The organism is Chitinophaga sp. 22308, from assembly GCF_052045305.1.
GTDB classification, from domain to species: domain Bacteria; phylum Bacteroidota; class Bacteroidia; order Chitinophagales; family Chitinophagaceae; genus Chitinophaga; species Chitinophaga varians_A.
The window spans coordinates 384,799-403,398 of sequence record NZ_JBQEOP010000003.1 but is presented as its reverse complement, the minus strand read 5'-3'; the positions used below and the strand labels follow the sequence as shown (position 1 = coordinate 403,398).

General features: G+C 43.5%; 15 protein-coding genes. 13 read left to right on the top strand and 2 right to left on the bottom strand.

Features of this window, described 5'->3' with window-relative positions; genetic code table 11:
• Positions 1 to 713 precede the first annotated feature (713 nt).
• The 4 genes from ACTJJS_RS13360 to ACTJJS_RS13345 all read left to right on the top strand — a co-directional run bounded on the left by ACTJJS_RS13360 (position 714) and on the right by ACTJJS_RS13345 (position 5,532).
• Positions 714 to 1,778, top strand: a complete 1,065-nt coding sequence (locus tag ACTJJS_RS13360) for an AAA family ATPase (RefSeq protein WP_440664079.1) — start codon at positions 714 to 716, stop codon at positions 1,776 to 1,778.
• A 129-nt stretch (positions 1,779 to 1,907) separates the two neighbouring features.
• Positions 1,908 to 2,657, top strand: coding sequence for a hypothetical protein (locus tag ACTJJS_RS13355; RefSeq protein WP_440664078.1), 750 nt, complete (start codon positions 1,908 to 1,910; stop codon positions 2,655 to 2,657).
• Between the two features lie 13 nt (positions 2,658 to 2,670).
• Positions 2,671 to 4,083 (top strand): RtcB family protein, encoded by a 1,413-nt coding sequence (locus ACTJJS_RS13350; RefSeq protein WP_440664077.1) that lies wholly within the window; start codon positions 2,671 to 2,673, stop codon positions 4,081 to 4,083.
• A gap of 231 nt (positions 4,084 to 4,314) precedes the next feature.
• Positions 4,315 to 5,532, top strand: coding sequence for a sterol desaturase family protein (locus ACTJJS_RS13345; RefSeq protein WP_440664076.1), 1,218 nt, complete (start codon positions 4,315 to 4,317; stop codon positions 5,530 to 5,532).
• On the opposite strand, the gene ACTJJS_RS13340 is transcribed toward ACTJJS_RS13345, so the two are convergent.
• On the bottom strand, positions 5,517 to 6,638 hold the full coding sequence (locus ACTJJS_RS13340; RefSeq protein WP_440664075.1) for an acyltransferase family protein: 1,122 nt from the start codon (positions 6,636 to 6,638) through the stop codon (positions 5,517 to 5,519). The two genes, ACTJJS_RS13345 and ACTJJS_RS13340, sit on opposite strands and share 16 nt — an antisense overlap.
• Positions 6,639 to 6,707: 69 nt before the next feature.
• Positions 6,708 to 7,208, bottom strand: a complete 501-nt coding sequence (locus tag ACTJJS_RS13335; RefSeq protein ID WP_168871542.1) for an RNA polymerase sigma factor — start codon at positions 7,206 to 7,208, stop codon at positions 6,708 to 6,710.
• A gap of 548 nt (positions 7,209 to 7,756) precedes the next feature.
• Between ACTJJS_RS13335 and ACTJJS_RS13330 the strand changes: the two genes are divergently transcribed.
• The 9 genes from ACTJJS_RS13330 to ACTJJS_RS13290 all read left to right on the top strand — a co-directional run bounded on the left by ACTJJS_RS13330 (position 7,757) and on the right by ACTJJS_RS13290 (position 18,600).
• Entirely contained in the window at positions 7,757 to 10,261 is a 2,505-nt protein-coding gene (locus ACTJJS_RS13330; protein ID WP_440664074.1) for an SLBB domain-containing protein, read from the top strand.
• A gap of 29 nt (positions 10,262 to 10,290) precedes the next feature.
• Positions 10,291 to 11,379, top strand: coding sequence for a Wzz/FepE/Etk N-terminal domain-containing protein (locus ACTJJS_RS13325; RefSeq protein ID WP_440664073.1), 1,089 nt, complete (start codon positions 10,291 to 10,293; stop codon positions 11,377 to 11,379).
• Between the two features lie 86 nt (positions 11,380 to 11,465).
• Complete coding sequence (locus ACTJJS_RS13320; protein ID WP_440664072.1) at positions 11,466 to 12,977, top strand: lipid II flippase MurJ; 1,512 nt, start codon at positions 11,466 to 11,468, stop codon at positions 12,975 to 12,977.
• Between the two features lie 2 nt (positions 12,978 to 12,979).
• A complete protein-coding gene (locus ACTJJS_RS13315) occupies positions 12,980 to 14,086 on the top strand; it encodes a glycosyltransferase (protein ID WP_440664071.1) in 1,107 nt (368 codons plus the stop codon).
• A gap of 25 nt (positions 14,087 to 14,111) precedes the next feature.
• Positions 14,112 to 15,017, top strand: coding sequence for a glycosyltransferase family 2 protein (locus ACTJJS_RS13310; protein WP_440664070.1), 906 nt, complete (start codon positions 14,112 to 14,114; stop codon positions 15,015 to 15,017).
• Positions 15,018 to 15,062: 45 nt separating this feature from the next.
• Entirely contained in the window at positions 15,063 to 16,139 is a 1,077-nt protein-coding gene (locus ACTJJS_RS13305) for an EpsG family protein (protein ID WP_440664069.1), read from the top strand.
• 10 nt (positions 16,140 to 16,149) lie between these two features.
• On the top strand, positions 16,150 to 17,232 hold the full coding sequence (locus ACTJJS_RS13300; protein WP_440664068.1) for a glycosyltransferase family 4 protein: 1,083 nt from the start codon (positions 16,150 to 16,152) through the stop codon (positions 17,230 to 17,232).
• Complete coding sequence (locus tag ACTJJS_RS13295; RefSeq protein ID WP_440664067.1) at positions 17,232 to 18,038, top strand: glycosyltransferase family 2 protein; 807 nt, start codon at positions 17,232 to 17,234, stop codon at positions 18,036 to 18,038. The genes ACTJJS_RS13300 and ACTJJS_RS13295 overlap by 1 nt, the downstream gene beginning before the upstream one ends.
• Positions 18,028 to 18,600 (top strand): acyltransferase, encoded by a 573-nt coding sequence (locus ACTJJS_RS13290; protein WP_440664066.1) that lies wholly within the window; start codon positions 18,028 to 18,030, stop codon positions 18,598 to 18,600. Before ACTJJS_RS13295 ends, ACTJJS_RS13290 begins: the two co-directional genes overlap by 11 nt.

Here is an 18,600-nt window from a genome sequence, read left to right as displayed (position 1 = left end):
AAAAAATTTTTGAAAAAAGTCTGTTAAAAATTTGCATTATCACTATTTATCACATTATCTTTGCATCGTTAAAAATTGATAATAGGTAAACACTTGTAAAAAATGCTACGCTTTAATTTAAATATGGAATCAGCAATCCCTTGCGGCACGCAAGATCGGGGCGGGTTCCGGGCGTTTCATAGTTACAGGTAGTGCAAATATATTTGTATCATATAACAGAAGCCCGGATCAATTGGTCCGGGCTTTTTTTATGTTGATTTTGATAATGATATCACCACGGAACACCATAAAAAACCGGCTACTGAACGCTGAAATGCTTCGCAGTAAAGGATTTGAAGATAGCATCAATCGCATTGACGCTAATCGGACCCGGCATGCCTTAACGTAGTATATACGTTGACGTTAGTAGCCCGGTCCGTGTAAAACAGACCGGGTTTTTTTGTGTTCACCGTAAAAAGATTATTTGAGGAGGTACATTTTATAAACAGGTAGCGGAGTAATCCTGCTCCGCTGACTAATCTCCTTTAAAGATATTTTTTTTCGTCTCTGTTTGAATTAACCCCCATCTTCAGGTTATCAAGAGGATAACTTGTAACTTTCCCCCAAAAGAGGTACCTATATGTACCGGAAATGATAAGCATGATTTGCCTGGAGCCCACAGGGCTCCGGTAAATCACTATCAGGGAAGACTAATTTTAAAAGTGCAACAGTAAATGAAAGCGATGGTCAATAACCAGATAGATATAACCGATGGAGAATATTTTGCGCCCAAAGGAGTGTATACCGTTCATTTTAACAGTATACCCAATATCAATAACATCTACGATATAGACGGAGAAAAAGCAGAAGCTGCATTTGTGAAAGCATTTGAAGGCATGATACTGCATACCTACCGCTATACCGATTATGATACGAAAAAGAAAAAATACAAACACGCTCAAACTGTCTTGGTGCTCAATAACAACAGTGTAGTGGCCTTCTGGCATTCCTGGGTGGAGATATTGCACGATGGTAAAGACGCCGCGTTTGTGGCGAAGATAACAGAGACGGTTACACGCTATAAAGAAAAACAGCGCCGTGAACCGCATGAAATCAATCTCATCGTCAGTGGTCGCAAAGGACTGGAATTGAAGAGCATGGAGATCAAACGCACCAAGCTGGACATCGGACTGTTTTATGAAGATGATTTCCGCGAAGTGGACAAGGTGATACAACAGCGCTTGCGCAAAGACAAAGACAAAGGCATTGTGCTGTTGCATGGCATCCCGGGAACCGGCAAGACCACGTATCTGCGTTATCTCATCGGCAAAATCAAAAAACGTATCCTGTTCGTATCGCCCGACCTGGCGCACAATATCATGAACCCGGAATTCATGGAACTGCTGATTGATAATCCTAATTGCGTAGTGATTATTGAAGACGCGGAAAACGTGATCATGGACAGGAAGTTCAGCGGCAATTCATCTGTGTCCAATCTGCTTAATTTGTCCGACGGACTATTGGCGGATTGCCTGAACATACAGTTGGTGTGCTCCTTCAACAGTGACCTGTCTGCCATTGACAGCGCGCTGTTGCGCAAAGGCAGACTGATCGCCAAGTATGAGTTTAAGAAGCTCTCTGCGGCGAAAGCACAAAAGCTGTCCAAACATTTAGGCTATGATACCGTGATCAACAAATCCATGAGTATCGCAGAAATAGCCAATCAGCACGAGCCTTCTTTTGAAAGTCCGAAGAATGTGATCGGTTTCAGGAGAACGCTGCTGGAAGAAACAGTATAAACAAACATTCATCATCTCATTAAAAATATTATTAGTCATGAAAAAGAATTACTTGTCTGTATACAACCCGATGGTACATCGTTTCCACCGATCGGTGAACGAGATTAAAAACTCACCAGACCATGTGTTATGGACAAGTTATTTTCAGACGAATTACAATATTATATCGCGTCTGCACGGCTTAAAACAGCGAGACAAAAACGCCGTGCAGTAATTACAGCAAGAGATAAAGAGCTGCTGAGGCTGGATAAATACCAGCGCGCGCTTTGGCGCAAAACCCGCGAACCGCTTTATGTGCCGCTGAAGCCGCCTGTACAGAAAGGGTATGTGCGTTTCTTTGTGTTGAGAGATGATGTGGCCCGTGGAAAACAGGCTTCATTTTTTGAGAATATTCTTCTTAAAATCAACACAAAGGAATATTTTCATCGCAAGGATTTTAAAAAGAAGAAGCGGGTGCGTGGTAAAAAGGTATGGGTAGACAAAGGACAGTTTCTGCGTACCCTTTCCCTGTCGGAGTTTCAAAAGCTCCGGTTTACACACGAGGAAGCCGCCCTTTTTGAGGAACGGATGGAAATGCCGAGGTATGGTAACAAAGAAGTGCCTGTTATGGTGTTTAAAGAGCCCTGGCGTTTCGTATTGCGTGTACGGCCTCATATATTAACCCATCAGCGTATAGTGGATCCCGTGCTGGAATCGCAGATACAGGAACTGAACAACTATATTACCAGCCGTCGGCTGGAGCCTCGCATGCACTGGCTGACACAAAGCAGGCACAATAGCTGGAAGCGTTGGAACCCTGCCGGGAAAAACAAAGACCCGTATAAAAATAAAAACCTGCTGCAGATAATGCAGGAGGAATATTATGATATCATTGATTGAATAAACCCCCATTATGTCTGAATTGAAAATGACCGGGAAACAATTACGCGCCTTAGGTTACCCACAGGGCCCTGTAATTAGTACAGCCATTGACGTTATTGCCCAACATTACGCAACGGCTACAGCTGAAGAAATCGAAACCGCACTGGCCAAGGTGCTGGCTGATCCGGCCGCTTATACCGAAGATGCGGTATGGGCGGAGGTAGCTACCGCGCTGATACCGGAGGAGCGTCCTGAAATCATACCATTGCGCGAGCAGGCGGTAGATTACGCCATTTTTGGTAGCGACGCTATTGAAGAAGGCGCGATCCGTCAGCTGAACAATGCTGTGCGTTTGCCCGTTGCCGTTGCCGGCGCACTGATGCCAGATGCTCATCAGGGTTATGGTTTGCCGATAGGTGGTGTATTAGCCACAGAGAACGCCGTGATACCTTACGGCGTTGGCGTGGATATCGGATGCCGTATGTGTTTGAGCATACTGGACCTGCCGGTAGATAGCCTGAACACCAAAGCCGGTGAATATGAAAAGGCCCTGAAGAACAAAACCAGGTTCGGCGCCGGCGCCGAGTGGAAAAGGAATGACGACGATGCCGTACTGGAAAGAAACGAGTTCAGGGAAATTCAGATACTGCGTAGCCTGCAGGCCAAAGCCGCCGGTCAACTGGGAACTTCCGGTTCCGGCAACCACTTTGTGGAATGGGGCGTGGTGACCATCACCGATGCCAGCAACGAATGGGGCCTGGCCCCAGGTGATTATGTGGCCGTGTTGTCGCATTCCGGGTCGCGTGGCCTGGGTGCACAGGTAGCCGGACATTATACCCGGCTGGCCAAAGAGCTTTGTGTGTTGCCAAAAGACGCACAACACCTGGCGTGGCTGGACCTGAACACAGAAGCAGGGCAGGAGTACTGGCTGGCGATGAACCTGGCCGGTGATTACGCTTCTGCATGTCACCACCTGATCCATAAACGGCTGATCGCTGAGATGGGCGCCACTATGCTGGCGCGGGTGGAGAACCATCATAACTTCGCCTGGAAGGAAATGCACCATGGCAAAGAGCTGATCGTACACCGTAAAGGCGCTACTCCCGCAGGGAAAGGCGTGCTGGGTATTATTCCCGGCTCTATGACAGCGCCCGGCTTTATTGTTCGGGGAAAAGGTGAAACTACCAGCCTGCATTCCGCGTCGCATGGCGCCGGACGGCAGATGTCGCGTACAAAAGCCATCGCTTCCATCACCAACGAGGAAATGAGAAAAATGCTGCAAGACAATGGCGTAACCCTGATCGGGGGTGGACTGGACGAAGCGCCAGGGGCTTACAAGGACATCCATACCGTGATGGCCGCGCAGGCCGACCTGGTGGAGGTTGTAGGACAGTTCCAGCCTAAAATGGTGCGGATGGCCGATGGCGGACCAGCGGAAGACTAGTTGATGACTAAATAGATATATGCAATGTCGCAAAGGCGGGAGACGGCTGTCAGCTGTTTTCCGCCCTTTGTTTTTTATAGTCTACAAATTTAGTAGGATATTAGAAATATATTTTCTAATATTGTTACCAGTTACCACCAATAACAAGATTTACAAAACCCCCTGCACATGGGCTGGCACCATGCGGGGACACCTGTGTTTTCATTTTTAGCAGCTAAAATTTTTATCAAAGTGCATTTGAATTTTCTGGCATTGGCGGTTCCTTTTTTCCTGACATTCATGGGTTTGGAGTATCTGGTGGCACACAAAAAAGGGAAGCGTTATTTTAAGTTCAAGGATTCCGTGGCCAACATCAGTGTAGGCATCGCTGAGCGGTTGCTCGATACCTTCACGGTAGGGATTTTTTATTTTCTATATGAGTACCTGCACCGGAACTACGCCTTGTTTGATATCAAACCCGGCGTGTTGCTATGGGTGGCGTTGCTGGTTTGTACTGATTTTATCTGGTATTGGTATCACCGGTTGGCACATGAGGTGACTTTGTTCTGGTGCGCGCATGTGGTGCATCATCAAAGCGAGGAGTTCAACTATACAGTATCTGCCCGTATCACGGTTTTCCAGGCGTTTATCCGTACGGGGTTCTGGGCGGTATTGCCGGTTATCGGATTTCCGCCGGCAATGATCACCAGTATGTTGCTGGTGCATGGGCTGTATCCTTTTTTCATTCATACCCGTACCATTGGGAAGCTGGGCATCCTGGAATACATTCTGGTAACGCCGTCACATCACCGGGTGCATCATGCCAGCAACCCGAAGTACCTGGATAAAAACTACGGCGATGTATTTATTATCTGGGACAAGCTGTTTGGTACTTTTCAGAAAGAGGAAGAAGAGCCCGTATATGGTCTTACCAAGCCGCTCGAGAGCAACAGTTTCCTTTGGCAGCATTTTCATTTTATACTGGAAATGTGGTATTCCGTCAGGAGGGCGAACGGATGGCGGAGCAAGCTGCGGGTGGTTTTCGGAAAGCCTGATTATGTAGATCCTGCGGCGCGGGAGGTATTGGAAGAAACGTTCCTGGTAAGGGACCGTACTATAACGGAAACGCCCAGGCTAAATAATTATGTGGTGTGGCAGATGGCTGCCACACTCACATTATTGTTTGTTTTTTTATTGCTGGAGCACTATGTGCCGGTATTTGTACAGGTATGTGTTTCACTGTTGATCCTGCTTACGCTGATGAACTGTGGCGCCATCCTGGAGCAGAAACGCTGGGTGTTTTACCTGGAGTATGCCCGTTACAGCGTTTTGTGTTTTGCCTTGTACTATTACTGGCCGCATCCTTCCCTGCTTACACTGGCGGCGCTGGTATTAACAACCGCGCTTTATTTCCAGTCGCGGCTGAAAGAGCGGTATTACCGGCTGGTATACGGTTATACCCGTACGTAGATTTTCTTTTTGTCCATCCAGTAGCCTATGGCGGCGAACGCGCATACATGGAAGAGGGCAAACAGGAAGGAGCCTACCATATTGCCGCCGATGGGCTGAAAGACGTTCTGGTACAGCCAGGAATACATATTCTGGCCGGGCACAGGGCGTATCAGCAGGTATAACTTTACCACTACGCCGGACAGCACGTAGATAAAGAGCGGGTTTTTACCGAATACAGTGAAAAAGGTCGTCCACCGGGTGAGCCCGCGGAACTCTACGATATACATGAGGATGGAGAGCAGCAGCAGTGCGATGCCTACTGTGTAGAGCACATAGGAGCTGGTCCATATTTTTTTGTTGATAGGAAATACCATGTCCCAGCAGAGTGCGGCGAAGATGAGTATACATCCCATGATCATCAGGCGGGCGAGCATTTCATAGGTTTTACCTTTTTCCTGGATGAATTTACCGGCCAGGTATCCGAAGATAACATTGCAGATAGCGGGGAAAGTGCTGAGAATGCCTTCCGGATCGAAGGGTACGCCTTCTCCTTTGTACATGTGATTTTCTCCGAGGATCAACTTGTCGAGCGGCAGGCCGGCATAACCTTCGAGGCTATACGGGTCGCCGGTGCCGAAAGCTATCAGGACGAACCAGTAGGCGAGCAGGATAACGCAGGCTGTCACGAAGGCGCCTTTGTCTTTCAGGTAGTGGACAATGAAAGCTGCAGCGCCGTAGCAAAGCGCGATACGGGGGAATACGCCCAGGATGCGCAGGTTGCTGAGGGGTTTCATGACGAGCTGGCCATCGGCCCATTTCACGAAGGGGAACCAGTTGAGCAGCAGGCCGATACCGAATATCAGCAGGGTACGGGTGAGTATTTTCCGGATAACCGCCGCGTTGCCCGCTTCGGCGTATTTTTTCATGGCAAAGCTCATCGCGTTGCCTACGGCAAAGAGGAAAAAGGGAAATACCAGGTCGGTGGGCGTACAGCCGTGCCATTTGGCATGTTCCAGCGGCGCGTACACATACTCCCAGCTACCGGGATTGTTGACGAGGATCATGGCGGCTACCGTCAGTCCGCGGAAGACGTCCAGTGATAAGAAACGTTGCGATGCAGTCACTATAGGATTATTTGGTTGTTTGGTAATTCGCCAAGATAACTATTATAGTGAAGGAACGCAACAGGTAAGTTAGTGCCGCAGCACCTGGGTCTTGAGTATTTTACGGGCGAAGTGGATCCGGCTTTTGATGGTCCCGAGCGGTTCCTGGAGGATATCTGCTATTTCAAAGTATTTGTATCCTTCGTAATACAGGAGGAACGGTTGTTTAAAGATTTGTGGGAGGTGATAGACGGCGACGTGTATGTCTTTCATCCGGAGGTTGGTGTCTGCTTTGTTGCTGGTGGGGCTTTGCTGGTAATTGAGGAAAAAATCGCTGACACTGGGTTCGGCTATCATCCGGTTTTTGGCTTTTTTCCGGTAGTGGTTGATAAAGATGTTACGCATAATGGTAAACAGCCAGGCGCGGATGTTGGTGCCTTCCAGGTATTTTTCCTGGTTGGAGAGGGCCCGGAACAGGGTTTCCTGGTATAGGTCTTTAGCCTGTTCAGCATCTTTGGTAAGGGTAAACGCAAAGGGTTTCAGGAAATCAGCGTTTCCGACAAGCAAGGTGTTAAATTCAACAGATGACATCATGTTTCAGGTTTTGGCTTAACTGAAATGAACGGAACCGCACAGCGTCAAGCTTTCACAGAATATTTAATAAAAAACTGGTTTACAATGGTTTAAGGATATGTTATTGGTTGCTATATGGTTTTTTGAGTGGTCCGGTGCCTTAAAAATTGATTCTGGGTGGTCTGAAAAAAACAACAGGTCTGATCAGCATGACTCTCCGATAGTATTAACGAGAAAAAGGGAAAAATGGATTGAAAATGTTTCAGTTATATTGAGGGTGATGAATTAATAATTTTTTTATATTATAATATACTTAAAGTTAATAGGGAACTTACCGAAGTACTTTTATTTTTGTTAACCTTGTTGGAGGAAGCGGGTATATGTTCCAACGCTTATCGGAAATTATCTAACGATTTCAAAACAAAACGGTTAGCTAAACCGATTCCTGTCACATTTATATGTTATTTTTAATAGATTTGCAGCTTGTTTGGCTATCCCCTCCGGGGAATGGCACCTTACAAGTGTTTTCCAGAAAGGTATTCGAGAAGTTTTTATCCTATTAATACATGTTCAGAAAATTATTGCTGCTACAGCTTTTCCTGTTTATTGGCTATTGTGTGACCGCGCAGAATCCAGCATTATCCAAAGAACAAATCCGGCAGATGAAGGTTGACAATCTGAGCGATGATCAGGTGCGTCAGCTGGTGGCTGAGATGAAAAAGAATAATATGTCTTTTTCAGATATTGACACCTATGCACAACAAAAGGGGATTCCTGATATTGAGGTGAGCAAGCTGAAAAGCCGTATCCAGCAGATGGGCCTGGACAAAGAGCTGGACCAGAACCAGAAGAATAAGGAGAAAAACAAAAAGGACAAGGAGGATGAGGAAGGTAGCCGCAAGGTCGATGATGATATGACGGAAGACACCACGACTGGGAGCAAAGAAAAGCCACAAACCCGGGAAGAGCGGGAAAGGGAAAAGCGTCGTAAGAAGATTTTCGGATCGGAACTTTTTAACAATAAGAACCTGACGTTTGAACCCAACCTCAAAATGCCAACGCCGCCCAATTATCGTCTGGCTGCCAATGATGAAATTCTCATAGACGTATATGGATATTCCGAGGTACAGCATCGTCTGAAAGTAACGCCTGACGGCTATATCCGTATCCCCAACCTGGGGCCGGTGTATGTGAACGGATTAACCATGGAGGAAGCTAAAAACAGGATTACCAAGCAATTAGCGACCATTTACAGTGGTATAAAGTCTGGCAACACTTCCGTTCAGATTTCGTTGGGTAATATCCGTAGTATCCGGGTATTGTTGATTGGAGAGGTAGTGAACCCTGGTTCCTACACGATCCCTTCACTGGCTACAGTGGCAAATGCGTTGTATGTTTCAGGAGGCCCTACTGAAAATGGTTCATTCCGTAATATACAGGTGATCCGTAATGGCTCAACCGCAGCTACTTTTGACTTGTACGATTTCCTTGCCCGGGGCGACCTCAGCAATAATATTGTGTTGCAGGACCAGGACATTGTGAAGGTAAACCCCTATAAGACACGGGTGGAACTGATTGGGGAAGTGAAGCGGCAGGCCATCTTTGAAGCGAAGGACAATGAAACGCTCCAGCAAATTCTCGATTACGCCGGCGGCTATACGGACAGGTCTTTCCGCGATGTTATCCGGGCTTACCGCGTAAACAATAAAGAGCGGGAAGTGGTGAATGTTCCGGCCAGTGAAATAGCTTCGTTTAAATTAAAATCCGGGGACCAGTTTTTTATTGATTCTATTTTGAACCGTTTCAGCAACCGGGTGACCATTACCGGCGCCGTTTTTCACCCTGGCAACTATGCGCTGGAAGATAATATGACCATCAGCGACCTGATCAAACGGGCCGATGGCGTGAAAGAAAATGCTGCTCTGTCAAGAGGGCTGATCCGTCGTTTACAATCGGACTATACACCCTCCTTTATTAACTTCAATGTACAGGATGCGCTGTCAGGTAAGTCTGCCATGCGGTTACAGAAGGAAGACAGTGTGATGATCTATTCTAAATTTGATCTTCGCGAAGAATATGAAGTGAGAATTGACGGAGAGGTGAATAAACCGGGTTATTTTAACTATGCAGACAGCATGCGGTTGGAAGACCTCATACTGATGGCTGGTGGTCTTACAGATGCAGCCTCCCTGCAGGAGGTAGAAATTTCCCGCAGGAAACGTGGTGGGATGTATGATCCGAAAGACAGTACCAAAGCGATTGTAGAACGGTTCAATATCAATGCAGACCTCAGCAACAATCCGGAAGCAAAGGCTTTTGTATTACAACCTTTTGATGAAGTGGTAGTAAGGCGTTCTCCGGCGTATGCCTCACAAGCCAATGTGATGATCAGCGGAGAGGTGGTATATCCTGGTGATTATACGATCAACAACCGTTCTGAGCGTATTTCTGATTTGATAAAAAGAACAGGTGGCCTCCGTCCGGAAGCATACCCGGAAGGCGCAGTAATGATGCGTAAGACGTTTATCAATGAAAGCGACAGTTCGCTGCTTGCCAACAAGTTGCAGGTATTCTATAATAAGTTGCAGGACAGTACGGACATTGCACGCGTACAGGCGGCCGTAGACCGCAAGGAGCAACTGTTGGGTATCAACCTGGACCATATCATGAAACATCCCGGATCTAAATATGACCTGTTGCTGGAAGAAGGGGATGTGATCAGAGTTCCCAAGAAATTGCAGACGGTGCAGTTGTTTGGAGAGGTATATTTTCCGAAAAAAGTAAGATTTGACAATAAGTACAACTTTAAGGATTACATATATGGAGCTGGTGGGTTTACAACTCAGGCGATGAAAAGAAGAAGTTATATCGTGTATGCAAATGGAGAGGTAAGAAATACCAAGAAGGTGTTTCTCTTCAATACTTATCCGAAAGTGAAACCAGGAGCGGAGATTTATGTTCCATCGAAAAGAGAACATAAAGGAATTACCACGGGAGAAGCTGTCGGTATGGCCAGTGCGCTGGCCTCTGTAGCGTTGGTCATTGTAACTATTCTGAATACGGTTAAGTAAGAGTCAATTCATAAACTATAATTGGTGTCATGCCAGCAGAACATCCTAATATTGAAGCTTCGTTTACGCAAACAGTTAGTCTTCGAGATATTTTAATCAATATCATAAGACTACTGAGGTATATATTACAAAAGTGGTTTATTGTCTTACTTGCAGTAATCGTATTTGCCATTCTTGGATTTATCTATTCAAAGACTTACAAAGCCAAATATGAAGCTGCACTCACATTCATCTTGGAGGAATCCAAATCAAATCCGCTTGCTTCCTATGCGGGGATCGCGAGTCAGTTCGGTATTGATTTGGGAGGTAGTAGCGGAGAAGGGGTTTTTGTAGGAGACAATATTTTAACCTTTTTGAAAACCCGCTTAATGGTACAACGTACTTTGTTGTTGCCAATAAATACAAACGGGAAGGTGGTCAGTATGGCCGACCGTTTTCTGGACATTTCCGGGTTACGGAATAAATGGCAGAAAGATCCGGGTGTTAAAGACATTACTTTTCCTGTCAAAGGTGATGCTAAACTATCAATCATTCAGGATAGTGCCTTAAATGTTATTTATCAGGTAATTATCGCCAAGCATTTGACTGCATCAAAGCCTGATAAGAAGCTGGCGTTTATAGAAGTAAAGTTCATTTCTGAAGATCAGTTGTTTGCAAAACAATTTGTGGAAAACCTGGTAAGTCAGGCTACTTCATTTTATGTACAAACAAAAACGAAACGTTCAAAAACTTCAGTTGACTACTTACAGCGAAAGGCGGATTCACTGGAGGTGCTTCTTGATAAAAAAACTTATGCTGCTGCAACCATGCAGGATTTGAATCAGAATCCGGCGCGAAGAGTGGCACTGGTGAGCGCGGAGGTAGCAGGGAGAGATAAGATAATTTTACAGACAATGTATGGTGAGGTAATCAAAAACCTGGAGATGAGTAAAGTGGCATTAAGCCAGGAAACTCCGATTATTCAAATAATTGATACGCCTATTTTGCCGTTAAAAAAGATACAGGTTGGACTAGTAAAAGGTGTGGTAATTGGAGGACTGCTTGGAGGTATATTATGTGTAATAGTATTAACTGTATCTAAATTATTAAAAAGTTATTTAAGGGATTTTGACATCTGATTCGATCCAAAGCAATATCATAAGCTTTATTACAATTAATTGTAAGAATTGGTTGTTTTCAGCGGGCAGCTTATAGATCTTTGATCATGAAACGAACTACATTTATTTTATTCTTTTTGCGGCTTTTTCGGATGTCAATTTCAATTTTAAATCTGGCATTGGCGGCAAAATATTTCGGGGTTTCAAAGGATAGAGATATATGGCTTCTTGCATTTAACTTCGTTACCGTTCTTAATTTGGCACTTCTTGGCCCGGTTGACGAAGTCTTCAGGCCTAAGTTTCTTTTTATGAAGCAGGAAGAGGGAGAGAAAATGGCGATTTGCCGTACTAATTCGCTGCTAAGTGTCAGTACCCTGCTTAGTATAGCCATTGTTGTTTTAATCCTCATTTTCCCGGTTCCTATTTCAAAATTGATAGCTCCATCCTATAGTGGTGTTGAGTTACAGAATTTGGCGTTAATGATGCAAATTGCGGCCCCGATTTTTCTTTTTACTCAATTGACCAAAATCTGGACAAGTGTTCTAAATGCATATGAAGTATTTTACGTTCCCGAAATAGCCGGTACGATATCGGCGGTGCTCAATGTGGTATTATTGCTATTGCTTGCCAGAAAAATCGGTATTTACTCATTGGCTGTTTCAACTTACATTGGTTTGTTTTTGCTAGGCATATTGTTGGTAATACAAATAAGGAAGCAGCGGATCGCCATCTGGGGATTTTCCTTTTCGGTTGTCCGTGATGGTAAAATGGCCTGGCCATTTATCGTTTATTCACTGCCATTTTTTATCCCGTATTTTACAGGTCAGTTATCGACCATGCTGGAAAAGACATTGGCCAGCCTGTTGGGAGATGGTAAGGTGTCTATGCTGGATTATTCCCGGAAGTTTACTGATATATCAGTAGGAGTATTAACCAGTGTATTGGCTACGGTAATGGTTCCGGTATTGTCTAAGTGTTTTCTGGAAAAAAATGAAAAAGAGTTCGCCCGGCAACTGGAGCAGACTTCCAGTACGGGCATAATAATACTAACGCTTGTCATTGCTTTTCTAACTGCCTGTCCGGGTGCTGTAGTTGATTTTTTATATAATAAAGGTGATATAAGTGGTGTGGACCTCTGGAATATCACAAGGCTGACCACATGCTATGCCTGGAGTTCGCTCGGAATTTTTCTTTATCTGATAACCGGCCTGGCTTTAATGTCAGCAGGAAAATCTGTGGTGTACGCGAGTTGCAGTGTAATGGCCCAGGTTATTACCATCATAGTAAATCTGGCTTTATTCAAGTTTGCGGATGTATATATATTCCCGTTGTCCTTGCTTATATCCCACCTTATAATGGGAGTTTATATGTTCAGGAAGCTGCCGATTGAGAAAAATGACCTTCTGAAAACGTTGTTGAGATATTTTGCAATGTTGGGCTTTGTTACTGCAATGTTATATATCTTCAACAATGTTATCTCGATGGAAATCAGCTCCGTTTGGCGAATTTTTATAAATGGGATATCACTATTGATTTTACTTGTTATAAGCGTTTTTATATTCAGACTTAATGAAAGATCTATGATTGAAAAGGCTGTGCAAAAATTGTTTAGACAGTAAGTATGAAAGTTTTGAATTTGTTTTCTTTGTGTCAGAACGTCCATCTGGCGAAAGATGTGGGAATGATTCCGTTTATGCTTCATCAGGAAGGTGGATGGGATGCCACGATAGCAACCTACAAGAATGGGGAGTATCCGGGATTATCCAAGACAGTGCCTGGTCTGAAGTTATCGTTTATAAAACGGATTTTTCGGAATACTACAATTGATTCGGTATGGTATTTACTGAGGCATGGAAGGAAGTATGATATACTTATCTTGTATCATCTAACAATCAGCTCGCTAGTGTTAGCCAGCGTTTTTAGAATGATAAATGCTTTCAGAGGGAAAAAAATCTATTTGAAACTGGATGCCGATGAGCAAATCATCACGAATAAGTATAAAGGTCTCTCGGGGGTCTTACGATTGCGGCTGATAGGTAATGTTGACGTTATTTCTATTGAAAACAGGAGATATCATACAATACTGAATGAAACCCGTTTGTTAGGTAAATCGGTTGAGTATATTCCCAATGGTTTTTATGATGGAGGTAGCAGAGTTGTTATAAAGCCAGAAGACAAGCAAAAAGTGCTGTTGACTGTAGGACGTATAGGAACGCACCAGAAGAACAATGAATTGTTGTTAGATGCTTTCGCATTAATAGCCGCGAAGCATCCTGAGTGGCGTGTAAAGCTGGTGGGTCCGGTCGCGGAAGGGTTTGACCGATATCTGGACAAATATTATCAAAAATATCCACATTTGAAAGACAGGGTAATATTAACAGGTCCGATACAGGACCGTAATATGCTGGAGGCAGAATATGCGGCTGCTTCAATATTTGCACTCAGTTCAAGAACAGAGGGCTTCCCACTTGTTTTTCTGGAGGCGTTGAAAGGTGGTTGTGTAATATTGTCAACAGACTTGTTATCCGCATATGATGTGACAGATAATGGAAGGTTGGGTGTGATAGTTACCGACGCTACCCCTGAGACATTTGCCTCGGCTATGTCTGACCTGATGGAAGAGAAAAATGGAGAATTGGAAAAGTGTCGTCAAATTCAGGATTTTGCATATGAATACTTTTATTGGCCTAATATAGTCCAACGTCTGATGAAAATCATACAGGATTAACCTAATTAATCGAAAGACAATTGAAATGGATGTTTCTATTATCATAGTAAACTATAATACAGCAACACTGTTAAAAGCGTGCCTTGAATCGATCTATTCCACCCTGTCGGGAATTGAATACGAGGTGATAGTTGTGGATAATGATTCCAGGGACAACTCCAGAGAAATGGTACGGGCAGGCTTCCCTCAGGTAGTTTTGATTGAAAGTGGTGATAATATTGGATTTGGGAGAGCCAACAATCTGGGTAGTAAAGCTGCTCAGGGTAAATATCTGTTTTTCCTCAATTCCGATACCTTGTGTATGAACAATGCGGTGAAAATTCTTGCTGATTATATGGATGCGGATGAGAGAATTGCAATTGCAGGCGGGAATTTGTATACCGCCGACCATAAACCGGCTATATCATTTTGTCAGCAAATGCCAGGATTAACGTCAGATATTGATTATTTGCTGGGAGGAATGATTTCAAAGCTGAAGTTTGGTAAAAATATAATTTATAATTATTCAGAGGCTCCTCTTCAAATTGAAGGTTATATTTCAGGTGCTGACATGATGATTCGAAAAGCAGTATTTGACGAAGTAGGGGGATTTGATCCGGAGTTTTTTATGTACTATGAAGAAACAGAGCTGACCTGGAGAGTTAGAAAAAAGGGATATAAAATCGTTTCGGTACCAGCTGCGAAGATTATACATCTTGAAGGAGGGTCGGAACAAATGAAAGAAAGAACTGCTTTGCGGTCTTTTAAAAGTAAATACATCTTCTTCAGAAAAACAAATAAAAAAGGTGCCATTCAGATTTCCCGTTTTTTGTTCATGCTGCAGGCCTATCAACGAATAGGAATTTTTACGTTGACTGGAAGAAAGGAAAAAGAAGAATACTGGAAGCAACTTCTTAAATGGGAGAAAACCGCTTACACAGCCAGCAGATAGATTGAAAGACAATAGAATTGACTTCTGACGCCTAGTTTACATTAAATGGTATATTATTTACTTTTTGCATTATTAGCTAGTTTCAGCATTGTTGGTATTGCAAAGCTGTCAAAGTCACTCTATTTTTTTATTTTTTGCTTTACAGTTTTAGCATTGACCTTACTTGTTGGGTTGAGGGGCGCTATTGATCCTGATTATCCAAATTATCAGAATATCTTTAGCTGGGCAGGAGGGGCATATTCCTCTGATTTGAATATTGAAATAGGGTACTTTTACTTAAACAAACTGCTATATATACTTGGTGCTCCGTTCCAGGCGGTGATATTTGTAATGGCCTTACTATCAGTTATTCCCAAGGTAGTATTCTTTCAGAAGTATTCTCCTAACTATCTGTTTTCCGTCTTGGTATATTACAGTACTATTTTTTTTCTGCTGGATTTTATTGCTATCAGGCAAGCGGTAACATTGTCGATTTTTATGTGTTGCCTGCCCTACATTCTGGAACGCAGGTTTTTCCCTTATTTTTTATGGATTCTGCTGGCTGCTCAAATTCATATATCCGCTTACATCCTGATACCAGGTTATTTCTTTTTTGGTAGAAGGTACAATAAGACCTTGCTGTATCTGATTGTTGGAATTTGTACGGCAATAAACCTTCTGAAGTACCAGGTACCTTTAGTTCAGACATTATTGGGGTTTCTTCCAATTCCGGAGGTAACCGCCGCTAAAGTAAATGTGTATAGCGGCCAGAGCGAATTTGCATTTGTCTCGGCCAAGCAGCTGTTATTAGCTTTCGCGTTTATTTACATACGGGACAAATCATCATTTGGAAAACCTATGTTGAATTTAACCGTGAACCTGTTTGTTTTGGGTGTTTTGTTTGCCACTCTTTTTAACGGGCTTCCAGAATTGTCTTATCGGTTCAAGTGGTATTTTTTCTGGGCGGAATCTCTCCTTATTGTATATCTGATCCATTATCTTTTTAGTAATAAGTTCTATCCTATTTGTGTATGTTACTTGTTTCTATTCTTAATATATTTATATAGCATGAACAACTTTATAAGTGAAGTTGCGTCAAGGGGTGATTACTTTTTCCCTTATAAAACATTTCTTCAATTCTGAGATTCTCCCAATGAAAAGTATCCTTTTTTACATAAACAGCATGGCTCCGGCGGGGGGAATTGAGAGGGTGATATCCACCTTGCTTGACCGGTTTTCCAAGGAGTATCAGTTAACTTTACTGGTTAAGGATGAGCCTAAATCATTCTACCCCTTACCAGAAAATGTTGTGATAAATTCCCTTGGGCTGCCGAGGAAACTGAATATGAGTAGCCGTGTCAGCAGGATGTTGAGTATTTTTTCTGCCACCTATACAACAGCCAAGAGCATTCGGGAATATCTCAAAGGACGGCATTTTGACTACTATTATCTCGTTCATCCGTTGAGTGTGCTGGAGTTTCGCCTGGCAGGTGCGGATATGAAGAAAATGGTCATAACAGAGCACGGTGCGCGTACCAATTATAACTTTATCTATAGAAAAATAAAAGACTTGCTGTATCCTAAGGCACTGGTTTATGTTGTACCCACCAGAACAGATACAGCAGATTATGTACGGGAGGGCTTCCCGGCTGTATATGTCCCACATTTCCGATCTGAACTAAATTATGAAATAAAGCCGGTTCGTTCCAAAGTCGTATTGAATATTGGCAGATTCACGCCGGATAAGCAACAACTGATGTTGCTGAAAGCCTGGCGCATTATAGCAGATCAAGGCCAAACCAATGGCTGGAAGCTGCTTATTGTGGGGAAAGGAGAACTAGAATCAGTTTTAAAGAGTTATGTGTCAGACAACAATTTGATAGATAGTGTGACTTTTTTGCCGCCAACCAGGGAGATTGAGCAACTATACGCCAAAGCAGAAATATTTGCACTGACATCCAGCAGTGAGGGATTTGGAATGGTTTTACTGGAAGCAATGTCTTTTGGTGTGCCCTGTATTTCCTTCGACTGCCCTTCAGGCCCAAGGGATCTTATTGAAGACAATTGTAATGGGTTTTTAGTACCTTTGAACGATCTTAATTCGTTTATCTCCAAACTATTGTCATTAATGACCAATGCCACCTTGAGGCAAAAGTTCAGCGAAGCTGCCTTTACGACCAGCCTTGAATGGAAGGATAGTGATATAGTTGAAAAATGGTATAAAATATTTAAATAATGGATGTGTCTGTTGTCATACCTGTCTATAATAGCGAAAAAACCATCAAGAACTGCATTGATTCTGTACTGAACCAGACTTACAAGAAAATTTCGGAAGTCATCCTGGTGAACGATGGCTCAGCAGACAGCTCCAGAGACATTATCCAGCAAATAATCAAGGAAAACACTACCGCTATTGATATAAAGCTGATTGACCAGCCCAATGGCGGTGTTTCAGCCGCCAGAAATGCGGGGTTACGTGCAGCACGAGGGACTTACATCGCATTACTGGATTCTGACGATGAATGGAAACCGGAAAAACTTGCAACTCAGATGCAGTACTTTGAGAAAGACAAGACAATTGATTTCATTGGTTGTAACCGGAATGATGAAGTAATAGGGTTTCCTTATAAGGAAAAGGATGGCATTATCGAAGTTTCTTTGCGGAAGTTACTGTTTAAGACCGTTGCACAAACCTCCACAGCTGTATTTAAGAGCGTAATTTTAAGTGAGGTTGGATACTATGATGAAAAGCAACGGTATGCGGAGGATGGTAATTACTGGCTTCGGATTAGCATGGTTCGACGCATGATTGTGCTGCAGAAAAGCCTTGTTACTACAGGAGGAGGTAAAAAGAACTTTGGCGTTTCCGGTTTGTCCGCCAATCTGAATGGAATGGAAGCAGGCGTCAGAAAAAACATCAATGAGATGTACAGTTTGCATCAGATAACCTGGCCGGAATTTATCTTTTTTCACGTATTCTCCTATGTAAAATACATCAGGCGTATTGTTGTTTCAAAAATCAACAAAACATATGTATTATAAAGTCTTTTGGATCTTAAGGGCGATGATATACAAGTTTGTTTTTAAGAAAATAGGTAGCCTGTCCTATTTAGGAAAGCCTGTTTTTCTAAGCGGTGCGTCCAGAATATCCATTGGCCGAAAAACAAGAATATTTCCTGGCGTCCGGATGGAAGCTACATCGAAGCAGTCTTTTATTGAGATCGGAGATGAGGTGTCTATTGCCCAGAATGTACATATAACTTCCGGTGGACTGCTTATTATTGAAAAGAATGCCGCCATACTTGCCAATGTAACAATCACCAATATCGATCATGTCTATACAGAAATCGGGGTTCCTATTATTCACCAGCAACTATTGATAAAAGATACGCATATCGGGCCCAATTGCATGATTGGGGCAGGAGCAATGATTCTTGCCGGTACCGTCCTGGGGGAGCAATGTATTGTAGGAGCTAATGCGGTGGTCCGGGGGAATTTTCCTCCTTACAGTGTGATTGTAGGCTCTCCGGGAGTTTGTGTGAAACGGTATGATACTACTGCCGCAGTCTGGAGAGCAACAGAGAAAAACGGTGATTTTATCTAG

Excerpts from the sequence above, each read along its gene's own strand:
- ACTJJS_RS13360 (WP_440664079.1), top strand. The coding sequence starts at position 714 with ATGAAAGCGATGGTCAATAACCAGATAGATATAACCGATGGAGAATAT.
- ACTJJS_RS13355 (WP_440664078.1), top strand. The coding sequence starts at position 1,908 with ATGGACAAGTTATTTTCAGACGAATTACAATATTATATCGCGTCTGCA.
- ACTJJS_RS13350 (WP_440664077.1), top strand. The coding sequence starts at position 2,671 with ATGTCTGAATTGAAAATGACCGGGAAACAATTACGCGCCTTAGGTTAC.
- ACTJJS_RS13335 (WP_168871542.1), bottom strand. The coding sequence starts at position 7,208 with ATGTCATCTGTTGAATTTAACACCTTGCTTGTCGGAAACGCTGATTTC.
- ACTJJS_RS13330 (WP_440664074.1), top strand. The coding sequence starts at position 7,757 with ATGTTCAGAAAATTATTGCTGCTACAGCTTTTCCTGTTTATTGGCTAT.
- ACTJJS_RS13325 (WP_440664073.1), top strand. The coding sequence starts at position 10,291 with ATGCCAGCAGAACATCCTAATATTGAAGCTTCGTTTACGCAAACAGTT.
- ACTJJS_RS13320 (WP_440664072.1), top strand. The coding sequence starts at position 11,466 with ATGAAACGAACTACATTTATTTTATTCTTTTTGCGGCTTTTTCGGATG.
- ACTJJS_RS13315 (WP_440664071.1), top strand. The coding sequence starts at position 12,980 with ATGAAAGTTTTGAATTTGTTTTCTTTGTGTCAGAACGTCCATCTGGCG.
- ACTJJS_RS13310 (WP_440664070.1), top strand. The coding sequence starts at position 14,112 with ATGGATGTTTCTATTATCATAGTAAACTATAATACAGCAACACTGTTA.
- ACTJJS_RS13305 (WP_440664069.1), top strand. The coding sequence starts at position 15,063 with ATGGTATATTATTTACTTTTTGCATTATTAGCTAGTTTCAGCATTGTT.
- ACTJJS_RS13300 (WP_440664068.1), top strand. The coding sequence starts at position 16,150 with ATGAAAAGTATCCTTTTTTACATAAACAGCATGGCTCCGGCGGGGGGA.
- ACTJJS_RS13295 (WP_440664067.1), top strand. The coding sequence starts at position 17,232 with ATGGATGTGTCTGTTGTCATACCTGTCTATAATAGCGAAAAAACCATC.
- ACTJJS_RS13290 (WP_440664066.1), top strand. The coding sequence starts at position 18,028 with ATGTATTATAAAGTCTTTTGGATCTTAAGGGCGATGATATACAAGTTT.